Origin of the sequence: Streptomyces sp. NPDC050147 (genome assembly GCF_040660195.1) — a bacterium.
In the GTDB taxonomy this organism is placed as follows: Bacteria; Actinomycetota; Actinomycetes; order Streptomycetales; family Streptomycetaceae; genus Streptomyces.
The window spans coordinates 1-14,818 of the sequence record NZ_JBFALJ010000025.1 but is presented as its reverse complement, the minus strand read 5'-3'; the positions used below and the strand labels follow the sequence as shown (position 1 = coordinate 14,818).

The window sequence follows — 14,818 nt, the reverse complement described above, 5'->3', positions numbered from 1 at the left end:
CAGTTACCCCCAGGCAGGACGTCCTCGCAGGCCAGGGCGGGTGTGGCGGAGCCGCCGCGCGCCCCTCGACGTCACCGCGGCCGGTCGGCCCCGGACAGTTCCCCGGCCACCCGCGAGATCGTTTCGGGCCCCACCCGGCAGCACCCCCCGATCAGCCGCGCCCCCGCGTCCCGCAACCCCGTGGCCCGGCCCGCCGTGAAGTGCGCAGGGCCACGCCAGGTCCGTGCGGTCGCGTCCCACGTCTCGCCGCTGTTCGGGTAGGCCACCACCGGCTTCCCCGTGATCCGAGCGGCGAGGCGCACCGCGGCGTCCGCGTCCTGCGGGTCGCAGCAGTTGACGCCGACCGCGAGGATCTCCTCGGCGTCGGCGGCCAGCGCGAAGGCCTCCGTCAAGGGCTGGCCCGCCCGCGTGTAGCCCCCGGAGACGGTGTACGACAGCCAGGCCGGCACCCCCAGGCCCCGTACGGCCCGCAACAGGGCCCGTGCCTCGTCCGTGTCCGGGACGGTCTCCAGGGCGAGAACGTCGGGCTCCGCGTCGGCGAGCACCTCCAGGCGCGGGCGGTGGAAGCGTTCGAGTTCGGCCACCGTCAGGCCGTACCGGCCGCGGTACTCGGAGCCGTCCGCGAGCATCGCTCCGTACGGTCCCGCGGAGGCGGCCACCCATACCTCGCGGCCCGCGTCGGCCCCTGCCTCGCGGGCCAACTCCACGCTCAGGCGCAGCAGCTCCGCGGTGCTCACCGCGTCGATGCCGTGCCGGCCGAAGCCCTCGAACGTGGCCTGATAGCTCGCCGTGGTGGCGATGTCGGCGCCCGCCTCGAAGTACGCACGGTGCGCCGCGGCGACGGCCCCCGGCTCGTCGGCGAGGAGCCTCGCCGACCACAGGGCGTCGCTCAGGTCGTGCCCGGCGGCCTCCAGCTGATTGGAGAGGCCGCCGTCGAGCACGAGCGGGCGGCGGGTCAGGGCATCCGCGAGTTTCACACCGCCGACGCTAGCCGAGGCGCGGACAGGGGGAAGTGGCACGCGACCTGGTGTCCCGGACCGTTCGGCGTGCTCGCCGGCGGTTCCGTGGTCGCGCAGACCTCCTGAGCCGCGGGGCAGCGGGTACGGAACCGGCAGCCCGAGGGCGGTTTCGCCGCTGACGGTGTCTCGCCCTCCAGGGGGGTGCGGTCGACGCCGTGCGCCGCTTCCGGGTCGGGCAGGTTGACCGTGTCGAGCAGGCCTCGCGTGTAGGGGTGCAGGGGATGGGCGTACACCTGCTCGGCGGGGCCCGACTCGACCAGCTTGCCCAGGTACATCACGCCGACCGTGTCCGCGAGGTGGCGCACCACCGCGAGGTCGTGCGAGATGAACAGATACGTCAGGCCGCGCTCCCGCTGCAGCTCCCGCATCAGGTTCAGGATCTGTGCCTGCACGGAGACGTCGAGCGCGGAGACCGGCTCGTCCGCGACCACCAGATCGGGGGAGAGCGTCAACGCCCGCGCCAGGCCGAGGCGTTGGCGTTGGCCGCCGGAGAACTCGTGGGGGTAGCGGTGCACGGCGCCGCGCGGCAGGCCGACCGCGTCCAGGAGTTCGGCGATCAGCTTCTCCTGGTCGGCGCGGCTGCCGACGCCCTGGATGACCAGGGGCTCACGCAGGATCTCGCCCACTCGCATCCGGGGGTCCATGGCGGCCGTGGAGTCCTGGAACATCAACTGCACGCGCCGCCGGTGCGCCCGCCGCTCGGCCCGCGACATCGTCGCCGGGTCGTGTCCCTCGAAGCGCACGTGCCCGGCGGTCGGCTCCTCCAGGCCCGCGACGATCCGCCCGAGCGTCGTCTTGCCGCACCCCGACTCGCCGACCATGCCGAACGTCTCGCCCTTGCGGATCTTCAAGGACACCCCGCCGACCGCGCTCACCGTGCCACGACTGCGCGAGAAGGCGCCGCCCTTGAGGGGGAAGTCCTTGACCAGGGCGTCGAGTTCGAGGAGTACGTCACCGGGTGCGCGCGGCGCGGGCACCGTCGGCGGGACGACCACCTCGCCCTCCGAGTCGTCCTGCGGCACCGGATGGAAGCAGGCGAACCGGTGCTCGCCGCCCCGCACTTCGTCGTCCACGAGCGGCGGCTCCTGCTCGCGGCACTCGTCCGACGCGAAGGTGCAGCGAGGCGCGAAACGGCACCCGGTGGGACGCACCGCCAGGTTCGGCGGCAGGCCCGGGATCGTGTGGAGCGCGGTGCCGCTGCCCGCGGCCCGCTCGGGGAGCGAGGCGAACAGCGCCTCCGTGTACCGGTGCCGGGGCCTCGCGAACAGGCCCCGCACGTCCGCCTGTTCGGCGACCTTGCCCGCGTACATCACCGCGACCCGGTCGACCCGGTTGGCGATGACGCCCAGGTCGTGCGTGACCAGGATCATCGCCATGCCGAGCCGCTCGCGAAGCCCGTCGATCAGCTCCAGGATCTGGGCCTGCGTCGTCACGTCGAGGGCGGTGGTCGGCTCGTCCGCGATGAGCAGCTTCGGCTCGCAGACCAGGGCCATGGCGATCGCCACGCGCTGGCGCATGCCGCCGGACAACTGGTGCGGGTACGCCTTCATGCGCTCGGCGGGCTGCCCCATGCCGACCAGGCGCAGCATCTCCTGGGCGCGCGCCCACGCCTCTTTCCCGCTCAGTTCGGGGCGGTGCAGGACGAGCGGCTCGGCCACCTGGGCGCCGATCGTCATCGTCGGGTTCAGTGAGGTGAGCGGGTCCTGGAACACCATGCCGATGGTGTTGCCCCGTACGTCCTGAAGGACCGGCGCGGGGGCCGCGGCCAGGTCCCGGCCGTCGAACAGGACGCGTCCGCCGGTGATTTCACCGCCCGGCGGAAGGAGACCGAGCACGCTGAGCGCGGTCATCGTCTTGCCGCAGCCCGACTCGCCGACGATGCCAAGGGCTTCCCCCGGCGCGAGTTCGAGGGAGATGCCGTCGAGGGCGTGGACGGTGCGCTCGCGCGAGGTGATGTCGACGCGCAGGTCGTCGATCTTGAGCAGCGGCCCGGTCTTGAGCAGGGGCTCGGATGGGAGCAGAGGCTCGGTCATTTTTTCGGTTCTCCCTTACTTCCGCAGCCGTACTTCGAACGCGTCCCGCAGCCCGTCACCGATGAAGTTGAACGCGGCGACGACCAGGACGATCGCGATGCCCGGCGGGAAGATCAGCCACCAGTAGCCGTTCTGGGTGTAGGTGATGCCGGCCGAGAGCATCGAGCCCCAGTCGGCCGACGGAGGCGGAATGCTCAGGCCGAGGAAGGCCAGATAGCTGACGTAGAGGATGGCGTCGGCGATCTGGAAGGTGCAGTTGACGATGACCGTGCCGATCGCGTTCGGCACGATGTGCTTGAACACGGCCCGTGCGCCGCCGCCGCCCATCATCCGCATCGCCTGCACGTACTCGCGGTCGCGCAGTGAGAGCGCCTCGCCGCGCACCAGGCGGGCGGGGGAGAGCCAGGCGACCGATGCGATGATGACGATGAGGACGCCCTTGCTGGGCGTGATGATCGCGGCGACCACGACGAGCAGGAACATCGCGGGGATCGCGAGCGCGGCGTCCGTGACACGCATCATGGCCGCGTCCACCCACCCGCCGAAGTAACCCGCGACCGCGCCGTAGACGGTGCCGAAGAGCGTCGCCAACAGGCCCGCCGCCAGGCCGATCTCGAGCGAGGTCCGCCCGGCGACCATCAGCCGCCCGACCATGTCGTAGCCGAGGTCGGTGGTGCCCAGGAGATGGCCGGAGGCGCCCGGTGCGAGATTCGCCTGGGACAGGTCGGTGTGCGTCTGTTCGGTGGGGTGGAGCAGCGGCCCGAGGTAGCTGAAGGCGAGCAGCAGCACCAGGACCACCACGCCCGTCAGGGCGAGCTTGTTGCCGGTGAAGACCTGGAGCGTGCGGCGGGCGAGCGAGGGCGTGGCCTGCGCCGCCGCCTCGTCCCCCGGGGCCGCCCCGGGGGTGACGTCTGCGGTCGCGGTACTCATGCCACGCTCCGTATCCGGGGGTCGAGGACGGCGTACAGGATGTCGGTGAGGAGCGAGCCGATGACGGTGGCGACGCCGACGACGAGCGTCACGCCGAGCAGGACCGGGAAGTCGGAGCCCTGCGCCGCGTTCCAGAACAGGAGCCCCATACCGGGGTAGTTGAACATTGACTCGACGACGAGCGCACCGCTGAAGAGCGTCGGCAGATACAGGCCGAGCAGTGTGGCGAGCGGGATCAGCGCGTTGCGCAGGACGTGGCGGACCATGATCCGGCGGCTGGACTGCCCCTTGGCCATCGCCGTACGGACGTACTCCTCGGTGAGGTTGTCGAGGACCGCCGAGCGCATGTAGCGGCTGAACATCGCCACGATGCCGAACGCCATGGTGACGACCGGAAGCACCAACCCCGTGAAGTCGCCCAGGAGTTCACCGACGCTCTCGCCCTGCGGTGCCTCCGCCGGGAGGATCGGCATCACCTGCGCGAACAGGATGATCATGATGAGGCCGAGGAAGAACACCGGCGTCGCGTAGAGCAGGAAGGCGAGCCCCGTCAGCGCGTAGTCCGACGCCTTGCCGCGCCGCACGGCCTGGAGCAGGCCGAGCGGGACGGCGATGACCACGGCGAGCGCGGTGGAGAGCACCGTCAGGAGCAGGGTCTTGGGCAGGCGCTGCTTGAGCAGGTCGAAGACCGGCGAGTTGAGCTTGAACGACTCGCCGAGGTCGCCGGTGAAGAGACGCTTCAGGTACATCACGTACTGCGCGGGAAGCGAACGGTCGTAGCCCTGCTGGTGGTTGAAGGTCTCGATCTGCTGCGGTGTGCCCTTGGGGCCGAGGATGGCGCGTGCCGGGCCGCCGGGCAGCATGTGCAGCAGCGTGAAGACGATGATCGAGACCAGGAACAGCACGACCAGCGCCTGAAGGAAGCGCTTGACCAGAAAGCCGGTCACTTGTCGGCTCCCTTCTTCTTGACGTAGTACCAGTCCTGCGGCGCGAAGGTGACCGTCGGGTTCTGGCTGACGCCCCGCAAGTCGTTGCGGATCACGGAGACCTGGTAGGCGGGGTTGGGCATCCACATCACCGGCAGCTGCTCGGCGAGGTACTCGCCGTACTCGTGCACGGCCCGCATGTCGGGCGAATACTGCACACCGCGGATGATCCGGTCGGCCTTCTTGTCGCTGTAGTTGCCGAAGTTGGCCGACGCCCCGGTGGAGAAGAGCTGTTCACCGCTCGGGTTGAGCGGGTAGTACCAGCTGCCTGCTGTGCCGAAGAACGACATGTCCCAGTCGCAGCCGGGGTCCTTCGCCTTGCAGGGAACGGAGTTGCCGAGCACCGAGTTCAGCGGCTGCTGGCGCACGGTCAGGTCGATCCCGCCCTTGGAGAGCGAGGACTTGAGCTCCTGCATCATGTTCGTCGTCTCGGTGGAGCCGGACTGGGAGAGCAGGGTGAGTTCGAGGGGGGTGTTCTTCGCGATGCCCTTGCCGCACTCGTCGGCGCCCGTTCCCGGACGTACGCAGCGGGCGGTGCCGTTCACGGTCTTCCAGCCGTGGTCGCCGAGGAGCCGCTGGGCCGTCCGTACGTCGAAGGGGTACTGGTTCTTCTCCATCGCCCTGGAGAGGTACTGGCTCTTCGGCGTCACCGGCACCGGGCCGAGCGTGGGCGTGGCGCTGCCCTGCCAGATGACGTCGCTCATCGCCTTCTGGTCGACGAGGTGCTGCATCGCCTGGCGGATGTAGAGCTGGTTCATCATCGGGCCCGCGTGCGTGGAGTTGAAGTTGTAGACGATGTACGTCGCCGCCCAGCCCTCCCAGGGGTCGGTGCGGTACCCCTTCTCCTCGAACTTCTCCTTCTGTGCCATCACCGACGGCGGGATGTAGCCGTAGTCCACGCCTCCCGAACGCAGGACGTTGTACTCGGAGTCGGCCGTGGTGAAGGGCTTGAAGACGACCTTGTCGAGGTGCGGGCGCTGTGACTTCGGACCGGTGTACTCCTCGTTGGGCACGATGGTGACCTGGCCGCTGTCTCGCCAACCCGCCAGCTTCCAGGGCCCGTTGACCGTCTTCCAGAGCGGGTCGGAGCCATATGACCCAAGGCTCTTGGCGTGCCGGGTGAGCCGCGCGAAGACGGCCTTGGCGCCGGCCTTCGTGCGGTCCCAGTCACCGACCTCGCCGCCGTCGGTCTTGGCGTCCCAGGCGTGCCGGGGGAGGGCGCGCATCAAGGTGAGCTGATTGGCGGTGAACCAGTCGGGGTTGTACGCGCGGCTCAGGTGCAGGCGCACGGTGTGGTCGTCGACGGTCTCGAACCGCTTCACGTTGTCGGGCATCGTGCCGACCGAATAGTTGCCCCAGCTCGTCTTGTTGGCCTTGACGAGGTTGAACCAGAACTCGATGTCCCGTGTGGTGACCGGCTGTCCGTCGGACCACTTCACGCCCTCGCGCAGCGGCACGGTCACGGTCTTGTTGCCGTCGCTGAACTTCGGCTTCAGACCGAGCGTGCTCGGGCCGTGCGTGGTCAGCTTCCCCTTCTCCTGCACGGCGTCGTACACCGGCATGAAGAGCAGCGACTGGATCCCGTAGTTGTACGAGGCCCCGTAACCGGGGGCGCCGATCGGGAAGATCCAGTTCGGTGTCGCGGCGGGCGGCAGGGCCATCGTGGCGGTGCCGCCCTCGACCGGGGTGCCGCCGGTGGGGCCCATGTCGACCCGGCCGCCCTCCTGTGTGCAGCCGGTGACCGCCGTGAGGGCGAGCGCGGCGACGGCCGCCGCCGCGGCTATGAGCGCCCGGCGCCGGGCGCGGGGTCGTGATCGCCTTGAGCGCATGGCGAAGGGCCTCCAAGGATGCGAGAGCCGGACCGTGCCGGAAATCGACGGGCGGCGCCTGAACGCTAGGACTGGCGACAAAATCAAGTCAAGGGCTTCGTTCGGCAAGAAGTCCTAAAGTCGGGAGGGTCTGGCCAACTTGCTTTGACGGGACCTAGTGTTCCTCCCGATGTCGAACGAACTGATCGAAGCAACTGGGGGCGGCATGTCCGGAACACCGCACGGCGAACCGGGGTCGGCGCAGCACATCCTGCAGCTCGTCTCCTCGGGTGCCGCCTCCTCCCGGGCCGATCTCGTACGGGAGCTGGGGCTCGCCCCGTCCACCGTGTCGCTGCGCGTGCAGGAACTCGTCACCGCCGGCGTGCTCACCGAGTCCGGCGAGGGAGCATCGCGCGGCGGCCGCCGCCCCCGGCTCCTACGCGTCCACGCGCAGGGCGGCGTCGCCCTCGCCGCCGACCTCGGCAGCCACCACGCGCGCATCGGCGTCGTCGACCTCGGCGGCACCGTCCTCGACGCCGTCGACCTGCCGCACGACATCACCGCGGGGCCCGAGTCCGCCGTCGACTGGCTCTGCGGCCAGGTCGCCGAACTGGGCGCCCGGCAGCGCGAGGCGGGCCGCACCGTCCGCGCCCTGGGCGTCGCCTTCCCCGGCCCCGTGCAGCCCGCCGAGGGCCGCGTCCTGAGCCCCTCCCGCATGCCCGGCTGGCACCGCTACCCACTGCGCGACGTCCTCGCCGAACGCCTCGAAATCCCCGTCACCGTCGACAACGACGCCACGATGATGGCCGTCGGCGAGCACCGCACCGCACGTCCAGGACTCGACCACATGGTCGTCGTCAAGGCCGGCCGCGGCATCGGCAGCGGTGTCATCGTGGCGGGCAGGCCGCACGACGGCGCGAACGGCTCGGCGGGCGACATCAGCCACGTACGCATCGAGGCGGCGGGCGACCGCCCGTGCAGCTGCGGCAACATCGGCTGCCTGGAGACCGTGGCCAGCGGCGCCGCCCTCATCCGCGAACTGGCCCTCCAAGGCGTCGAGGTGGAGGACACCACCGAGCTCCTGCGGCTCGTCGCCGACGGCGACCCGCAGGCCACCACCCTCGTCCGCACCGCCGGACGTCACATCGGCACGGTCCTCTCCGTCGTCGTGAACTTCTTCAACCCCCAGGCCGTCGCCCTCGGCGGCGTCCTGGCCACCGCCGAACCGCTCGTCGCCGCCGTACGCGGTGTCCTCTACGAGCGCTGCCTGCCCCTGGCCACCGCGGACCTGGAGATCACCACCACCGTGACCGGCCGGGACGCGGGCCTCCTCGGCGCCGGACTCACCGCCCTGCGCCAGAACCTCCCGACCACCCCGGCACCCCAGGAAGAGAGCGTCCAGGCATGACCACCCCGACGAACCAGCGTCGCCTGCGCATCGGCATCGGCGGCATCGGCATCGAGTCCTCCACCTTCTGCCCGCACCGCTCCACCACGGACGACTTCCGCCAGACCCGTGGCCAGGACCTCCTGGACCGCTACACCTGGACCCGGCCGGACGCGGACCTCGCCTACACCGTCGAATGGGTGCCGCTCCTGCACGCGACCTCGCTGCCCGGCGGCCCCGTCGAAGCGGAGTCGTACCTGATCCTCAAGGACGAACTGGTCACCCGCATACGGGAAGCGGGCCCCCTGGACGGCCTGGTCTACGACATCCACGGCGCCATGAGCGTCATCGGCCTGACCGACGCGGAGGCCGACCTGACGGAGGCCGTCCGTGCCGCCCTGGACGCTGTCGGCACCCCCGACGGCGGCCGTCCGATGATCTCGACCGCCATGGACCTGCACGGCAACGTCTCACGCCGGTTCGCCGAACCCGTCGACCTGCTCACCGCCCACCGCCTCGCCCCGCACGAGGACGCCTGGGAGACCCGTGAGCGGGCCGCGCGCAATCTCGTGCGCTGCCTGCGCGAGGGAGTGCGGCCGCACCGCGCCTGGGTCCAGGTGCCGGTGCTCCTGCCCGGTGAGAAGACCAGCACCCGCCTGGAGCCCGCCAAGTCCCTCTACGCCTCGCTCGCCGACATCGAGAAGCTGGACGGCATCCTCGACGCCGCGATGTGGGTCGGCTACGCGTGGGCGGACGAGCCGCGCTGCAAGGCCGCGATCGTCGTCACCGGGGACGACCCCGAACTGGCCGCCGCCGAGGCCGAGAAGCTGGCCCGCCGCTACTGGGACGCGCGCCGTGACTTCGTCTTCGTCGGCCCGACCGGCGGCGCCGAGGAGTGCATCGCACAGGCGGTGGCCTCGACGAAGCGGCCCTTCCTGATCAGCGACTCCGGCGACAACCCGACGGCGGGCGGCGCGGGCGACCTCGCGTACATGCTCGGCAAACTCCTGGAGAACGACGCCATCCGCTCCGGAAAGGTCACCGCCGTCCACCCCGGCATCACCGACCCGGTCGCCGTTGCCCGCTGCTTCGAGGCCGGAGTGGGCGCCGAGGTCACCCTGAGCGTGGGCGGCAAGGTCGACGCCCACCACGGCGGACCGTACGAACTGACCGGCACCGTCGTGGCGTTGCAGCGCGCGACCGAGCAGCAGGACCGGGCGGAGGGCGGCGCCTACGACCGGGGCGTCGACATGGCGGCGGTGCGGGCCGGCGGCGTGACCGTGATCCTGGTCGAGCGCCGCAAGCCCTTCCACACCCTCGCGGACTTCATGGGCCCGGCGGACGGCGGCCTCGGCACCGACCCACGCACCTACGACCTGGTGGTCGTCAAGATCGGTTACCTGGAGCCCGAGCTCTACGACATGGCCGCCGACTGGCTCCTGGCCCTCACCCCGGGCGGTGTCGACCAGGACCTGCCGCGGCTCGGCCACCACCGGGTGGAGCGCCCTCTCTACCCGTTCGACGAGGACGCGTACGACACCGGGGCGGGCCCGGACCTGACGGCGGCCCGGCTGGCCCCGCTCGCCTGAGAAGCCCGGTGAACGCCTGAAGAGCCCGGTGATCGTCTGCTGAGAAGGGGCTTCACCGGCCACATCGCTTCTGCGAAGGTGATCCCTCCGAGCCGCGAACCCGTACGGAGGAGCCCCCGTGAAGCGTGCCGCCACCCTGTCCGCCCTGGTCTGTCTGCTCGCCGTCACGGCCGCCGCGCCCGCGTCGCCCGACGCCGGGCGCGGCAAGGACCGTCACCACCGCAGCCTCTTGGACTCCGTGCCGAAGTCGGGCGTCCTGAGGGTGTGCACGACCGGCGACTACCGTCCGTTCACGCACCTCGACCCGGCCGACAAGACGTACAGCGGCGTGGACATCAAGATGGCCGAGGACCTGGCCGAGAGCCTCGATGCCAAGCCGTCGTACACGGCCACCACCTGGGCGAACATCACCAAGGACGTCGCGGCGGGACGCTGTGACATCGCGGTCGGCGGCGTCTCCATCACCCTGCCGCGCGCCCGCCAGGTCTACTTCAGCGAGCCGACCCGCGAGGACGGCAAGACGCCGATCGTGCGGTGCGCCGACAAGGAGAAGTTCGGCGAGGGCACGCTCCAGGACATCGACAAGCCGGGCACCACCGTCATCGTCAACCCCGGCGGCACGAACGAACAGTTCGCGCGCGAGAACATCAAACAGGCCACGATCAAGCAGCACCCGGAGAACACCACGATCTTCCAGGAGATCATCGAGGGCCGCGCGGACGTGATGATGACCGACGCGAGCGAGACCCGCTACCAGTCCAAGATCCACCCCGAGCTCTGCTCGCTGCATCCCGACAAGCCCTTCACCTTCTCCGAGAAGGCCTACGCGCTGCCGCGCGGGGACGATGAATTCAAGGCGTACGTCGACCAGTTCACGCACCTGGCGACGCACGACGGGACGTACGCGGCGTACGAGGCGGAATGGATGGGTCCTGCCTCGGGTTCCTAGCCGTTCGTGATCAGGGGTTATCCCTGAGCCCGTCCCCGATGCCGCGACGGTGGCGCCCGCCCTACCTTCCTGGGCATGGCTTCCTACCGTGAGCGGTGCATCCACAGCAGGCAGGGCGGTCGGCTCGCCTCGACCACCACCGCCGACATCGACGAGCTCGTGGCCGGGCTCAAGGACCGGCCACGGGTGGTGCTCCACTTCCACGGTGGACTCATCGACGACACGCTGGGGTTCGCCACGGCCGAGCGGCTCACGCCCGTGTACGAAGCGGCGGGCGCCGAGCCCGTCTTCTTCGTGTGGAGCAGCGGCCTCCTGGAGACCCTGCGGGGCAACCTGCCGCAGATCCTGAACGAGAGCGTCTTCCGCACGCTGCTCAACAGGGTCACCCGGTACGCCACCGGCACCGTCTTCCGGGAGCCGGGACAGCGAGCCCTCGGGGCGGTGACCACCCCTTCCCCGAGGGCTGTAGCAGCCGAACTCGCCCAGGTACGAGCCGGGCAGGAGCCTTACGCGCGGTTGACCGCCCCGCCCGAGGTGCCTGCCCTGAACGAGTACGAGCAGAGGCAGATCGCCACCGAGCTCTCGGCGGACGCCGAACTGGCCCAGCGCACCCGGGAGATCGTGAACTCGGTGATGCCCCAGGACGGGCCTGCGCCCACACCCACAGAGCCGGTCGCCGCGGCGCGAGACATCATCGGGGGGCGTGCCGCGGCGGCCACACTGATGTCACCGGACGTCGTGGCCGACCTCGCGGAGAGGGCGGCCACGGGGGAACGCGCCCTGGTGAGCACCGCCTTGATGGTGCGCAAGACGGTGCGTGTCGTGGCGGCCGTCGTCGGCCGTTTCCGGCAGCGCAACGACCACGGCCTCTATCCGACGGTCGTCGAGGAGATCCTCCGCGAGTTCTACGTGGCCAACGTGGGCGCCGCGATCTGGGACGCGATGAAGCGGCAGACCGCGGACACCTTCACCGGCGGGGACGACGAGGTCCGCGCCGGACGGTACTTCCTCGACCGGTTCGCCGAGCTGCTCGCCGGCGGCACCCGTCCCCAGGTGACCGTGGTCGGCCACAGCGCGGGCGCCGTCTTCATCGGCAACCTCCTCGACGACCTCGTGCGCAGGCGCGCCGCGGACGACGACCCCCTGCCCGCCGACTTCCGACTGCGCGACGTGGTGCTCCTCGCGCCGGCCTGCACGGTGGCGCAGCTCGCGCCCGTGGTCCGCCGCCAGAGCGAACTCTTCGACCGGCTGCGGATGTTCACCATGACCGACAGGGCGGAGCGGGCAGACCACCTGGTGCCGTTCCTGTACCCGAGGTCGCTGCTCTACTTCATCTCCGGGGTCCTCGAGCGCGGCCCGTCCCGGCAGCCGGCCGTCACGCCCATCGCGGGCATGCAGCACTGGTACCTCGACACAGCCGCCCTGGGCCCCGACTCCGACGACCTGCGCGGCTACCTGCGGGCGGACCCGGCGCGCACGGTCTGGTCACCGGGCGACGGCGGCCCAGGCCTGAGCGCGGGGGCCCGCAGCCACATCGCGTTCGACGACGACCCGCAGGTCCTGGAGAGCGTGGCGGCGATGCTCGCGGACTGACGCGCGAGCACCGAACGTAGGGGGAGAGTGACGATGAACGACCTGCACTACGCCGTGGTCGTCGGCATCAACCGTTATCCGGCCATCAGCGACCTGCAGGCGGCGCGGGGTGATGCGGTCCGGTTCCGCGACTGGCTCGTCGACCCCGAGGGCGGCGATGTGCCCGAAGGCAACGTCACGCTGGTCACCGCCACCGAGGAGCAGGAGCGCACCGCGGACTTCATGACCGCCGTACCGACCAGAGAAAACGTCGACCAGGCGCTCTACCGTGCGAACAGCGCCGTCCAGCACGCGATCGAGGACCGGCCCGAGGAGGAGTGGGAGGCCGCGAGGCAGCGGACGCGGCTCTACTTCTTCCTCGCGGGGCACGGATTCCTGACGCCCCCCAACAGCACCGCGCTGCTGATGGCCAACGCCGCGTTCGACCTGCTCGGCAATCACCTCGCCGTCGGCCAGTACCTGGACTGGTACGAGTCGTCGTCGCCGTTCCGCGAGATCGTCTGCTTCGCGGACTGCTGCCGCACGAGCAGCGGCAGCGGCTCCATGTATCCCTTCGGGCCGCCCTTCACCACCACGGCGGCGGCCCTGGAGAAGGTCGACTGCTTCGTCGGGTACGCCACCTCGCAAGGAGACCCGGCCTACGAGGAACAGAACGCCCAACCCGACCTGGCGCGCGGCCATTTCACGACCGCGCTCCTGGACGGTCTCGCCGGTCGCAGCGCCAACCGCAAGGGGGTCATCACCTCCGACAGCCTCGCGGACTATGTCGTACGGCACGTGGAGGACCGCACGAAGCACCTGCTGGTGCCGCAGCAGCCGAGATTCGTCAAGGGCAGCGCCCCCATGGTCTTCGCCCGTGACGTGGAGAACGGGACGCCCCGGGTCACGCTGCGCTTCCCGGACGGATTCCGGGGCTGGGTGCAGCTGCGTGGCGGCGACCCCGACGAGCCGCCGCTGAGGCTGCTCGTCGACGCCACGGAACGCGTCGAGAAGCTCGCGCCGGGGCTGTACCGGGCCACGCCGGAGAGCTGGAACGCGGACGACTTCCAGAACGGTGGATTCTTCGAGGTAATGACGGGCGGTGGGAATGGTGTCCAGCTCTGAAGAGCGGCGGCGCGCACGGGAGGAGACGGCGAAGCGAGTGCCGTTCGTCGTCATACCGGACACCCCGTCGGTCCTCGTCACGGTCACGGACTCGGCGTTCCGCGAGGTGGCGCACGCGATGGGCACCATCGACACCACGCTGCCGCCCGGCATCTACCGCATCGAACAGCGCTTCGGCGGAGAGGTGGAGAACCGCTTCGTCGAAGTCGGCGCCGAGCCGTTCACCGAGCGTCTCGCGCTGCCCCGCATGCCCACGGCCACCCCGGTCGAGGGCACCCCGACGACCCGGGAGGACCACCGCGCGGCCGCGATGCGCTGGAGCACCGAGGCGACCCACGGCGGGGGACCACCGACCCTGATGGTCCTCGTCCGCAACCTGCGCCGTGGCTGGCAGCTCGACCCGTTCGCCCTGGAGATCGCCGACGAGCGCGGTGCGCCCGTGGACGGCGGAGCCGGCGGCTGGGAGCCCTCCGGCGGACAGGAATGGGCGGCCTGGAGCGCTGAACTGCCGCCCGGCGGATACCGGTTGAGGACGCGTAGGCAGCCCGCGGACGGGCTGCTCCTCGCGCAGGCGCTGCACGTGCTCGACGGATGGACCACCCTGGTGTTCGTGAGCAACGGCCCGCAAGGCCCGCAACCGCAGTTCGCCTCGGTCCAGATGGTGCCCCACGGAGTCGGCTGGCAGCCGGCCGACCGCACCCTGGACCTCGCCATGGAGGCCGCGCTCTCCGGCCTGCGGCAGGGGATCGACCTCGTGTCGACGCGACAACTGCACGGCCTGCTCGACGCGCGCAGCGTCAATCCCTTCCTCGGCATCATCGGCGCCCATGCCCTGCTGCTGCACCCGGATCCCGATCTGGGGCTGCTCGGCACCATCCTGGACCGACTCGTCGAGTACGCCCCCGTCCAGCCGGACATCGCCGCGCTGTGCACCCTGCTCGGCGAGCCGGTGCCGCCGGTCGCGTCACCGCCCATGCTCGCGGCCTCCTGCCGCCTGCTTGTCCGGGCGGACTCGGCGGAGCCGGGGATACTCCGGGACGGTTCGCCGGCCGAGAGCGCGGCGGGACATCTGGTCGGGCGCGGCGTCTGGACGACCTGGCTGGAGCAGGAGCGTCGGCCGGGCATCGCGGCGCGCGACGGCCTCGCCGCGCCGGTGGGGGACGTCCTGGCGGCGAGGTGGTCCCGGAGCGTCGACCCGGTCGACCGGGTCCAGCGCTACGTGTGGGAGATCGCGGGCGTCGAGGACAGAAGCGTCGACGACGTACTGAGCAGCATGGAGCCGAGGGACCTGGCACGCAGGACGGGGCTGCCGCACAGGGCCGTCGACCAGGCCATCGAGAAGCTCAGGCACCCGCGCGGGGAGGGAAGCCACGGGGAGTGAAACCGAAGCGGCGGCGGTCGGGAGGCACTGCCTCCCGAC

11 protein-coding genes are annotated in these 14,818 nt (G+C 70.8%); 6 read left to right on the top strand and 5 right to left on the bottom strand.

Annotated elements, in window-relative coordinates; genetic code table 11:
* Window positions 1-71 precede the first annotated feature (71 nt).
* From mmuM to AB0I94_RS31360, 5 genes are read right to left on the bottom strand one after another with little or no spacing between them, the layout of a single operon-like run.
* On the bottom strand, window positions 72-977 hold the full coding sequence (mmuM, locus tag AB0I94_RS31380) for a homocysteine S-methyltransferase (RefSeq protein WP_363313092.1): 906 nt from the start codon (window positions 975-977) through the stop codon (window positions 72-74).
* A complete protein-coding gene (locus AB0I94_RS31375) occupies window positions 974-3,052 on the bottom strand; it encodes a dipeptide ABC transporter ATP-binding protein (protein ID WP_363313091.1) in 2,079 nt (692 codons plus the stop codon). Before AB0I94_RS31375 ends, mmuM begins: the two co-directional genes overlap by 4 nt.
* Window positions 3,053-3,067: 15 nt before the next feature.
* Window positions 3,068-3,982 (bottom strand): ABC transporter permease, encoded by a 915-nt coding sequence (locus AB0I94_RS31370; protein ID WP_363313090.1) that lies wholly within the window; start codon window positions 3,980-3,982, stop codon window positions 3,068-3,070.
* Window positions 3,979-4,929 carry an ABC transporter permease gene (locus tag AB0I94_RS31365; RefSeq protein WP_363313088.1) on the bottom strand — a complete coding sequence of 317 codons (951 nt, stop codon included), beginning with the start codon at window positions 4,927-4,929 and terminating at the stop codon, window positions 3,979-3,981. The genes AB0I94_RS31370 and AB0I94_RS31365 overlap by 4 nt, the downstream gene beginning before the upstream one ends.
* Entirely contained in the window at window positions 4,926-6,797 is a 1,872-nt protein-coding gene (locus tag AB0I94_RS31360; protein ID WP_363313087.1) for a peptide ABC transporter substrate-binding protein, read from the bottom strand. Before AB0I94_RS31360 ends, AB0I94_RS31365 begins: the two co-directional genes overlap by 4 nt.
* Before the next feature lie 169 nt (window positions 6,798-6,966).
* Between AB0I94_RS31360 and AB0I94_RS31355 the strand changes: the two genes are divergently transcribed.
* From AB0I94_RS31355 to AB0I94_RS31330, 6 genes are all read left to right on the top strand, one after another.
* Window positions 6,967-8,184, top strand: a complete 1,218-nt coding sequence (locus AB0I94_RS31355) for an ROK family transcriptional regulator (RefSeq protein ID WP_363313086.1) — start codon at window positions 6,967-6,969, stop codon at window positions 8,182-8,184.
* Window positions 8,181-9,752 carry a M81 family metallopeptidase gene (locus tag AB0I94_RS31350; protein WP_363313085.1) on the top strand — a complete coding sequence of 524 codons (1,572 nt, stop codon included), beginning with the start codon at window positions 8,181-8,183 and terminating at the stop codon, window positions 9,750-9,752. The genes AB0I94_RS31355 and AB0I94_RS31350 overlap by 4 nt, the downstream gene beginning before the upstream one ends.
* A gap of 118 nt (window positions 9,753-9,870) precedes the next feature.
* The gene (locus AB0I94_RS31345; protein ID WP_363313084.1) at window positions 9,871-10,701 is read left to right on the top strand and encodes a transporter substrate-binding domain-containing protein; all 831 of its coding nucleotides are present in this window, start codon (window positions 9,871-9,873) and stop codon (window positions 10,699-10,701) included.
* Window positions 10,702-10,776: 75 nt separating this feature from the next.
* Window positions 10,777-12,294: a hypothetical protein gene (locus AB0I94_RS31340; protein WP_363313083.1), complete on the top strand. Its 1,518-nt coding sequence runs from the start codon at window positions 10,777-10,779 to the stop codon at window positions 12,292-12,294.
* A gap of 33 nt (window positions 12,295-12,327) precedes the next feature.
* Entirely contained in the window at window positions 12,328-13,398 is a 1,071-nt protein-coding gene (locus tag AB0I94_RS31335) for a caspase family protein (protein ID WP_363313082.1), read from the top strand.
* Window positions 13,385-14,779: a hypothetical protein gene (locus tag AB0I94_RS31330; protein WP_363313081.1), complete on the top strand. Its 1,395-nt coding sequence runs from the start codon at window positions 13,385-13,387 to the stop codon at window positions 14,777-14,779. The genes AB0I94_RS31335 and AB0I94_RS31330 overlap by 14 nt, the downstream gene beginning before the upstream one ends.
* The last annotated feature ends 39 nt before the right edge of the window (window positions 14,780-14,818 follow it).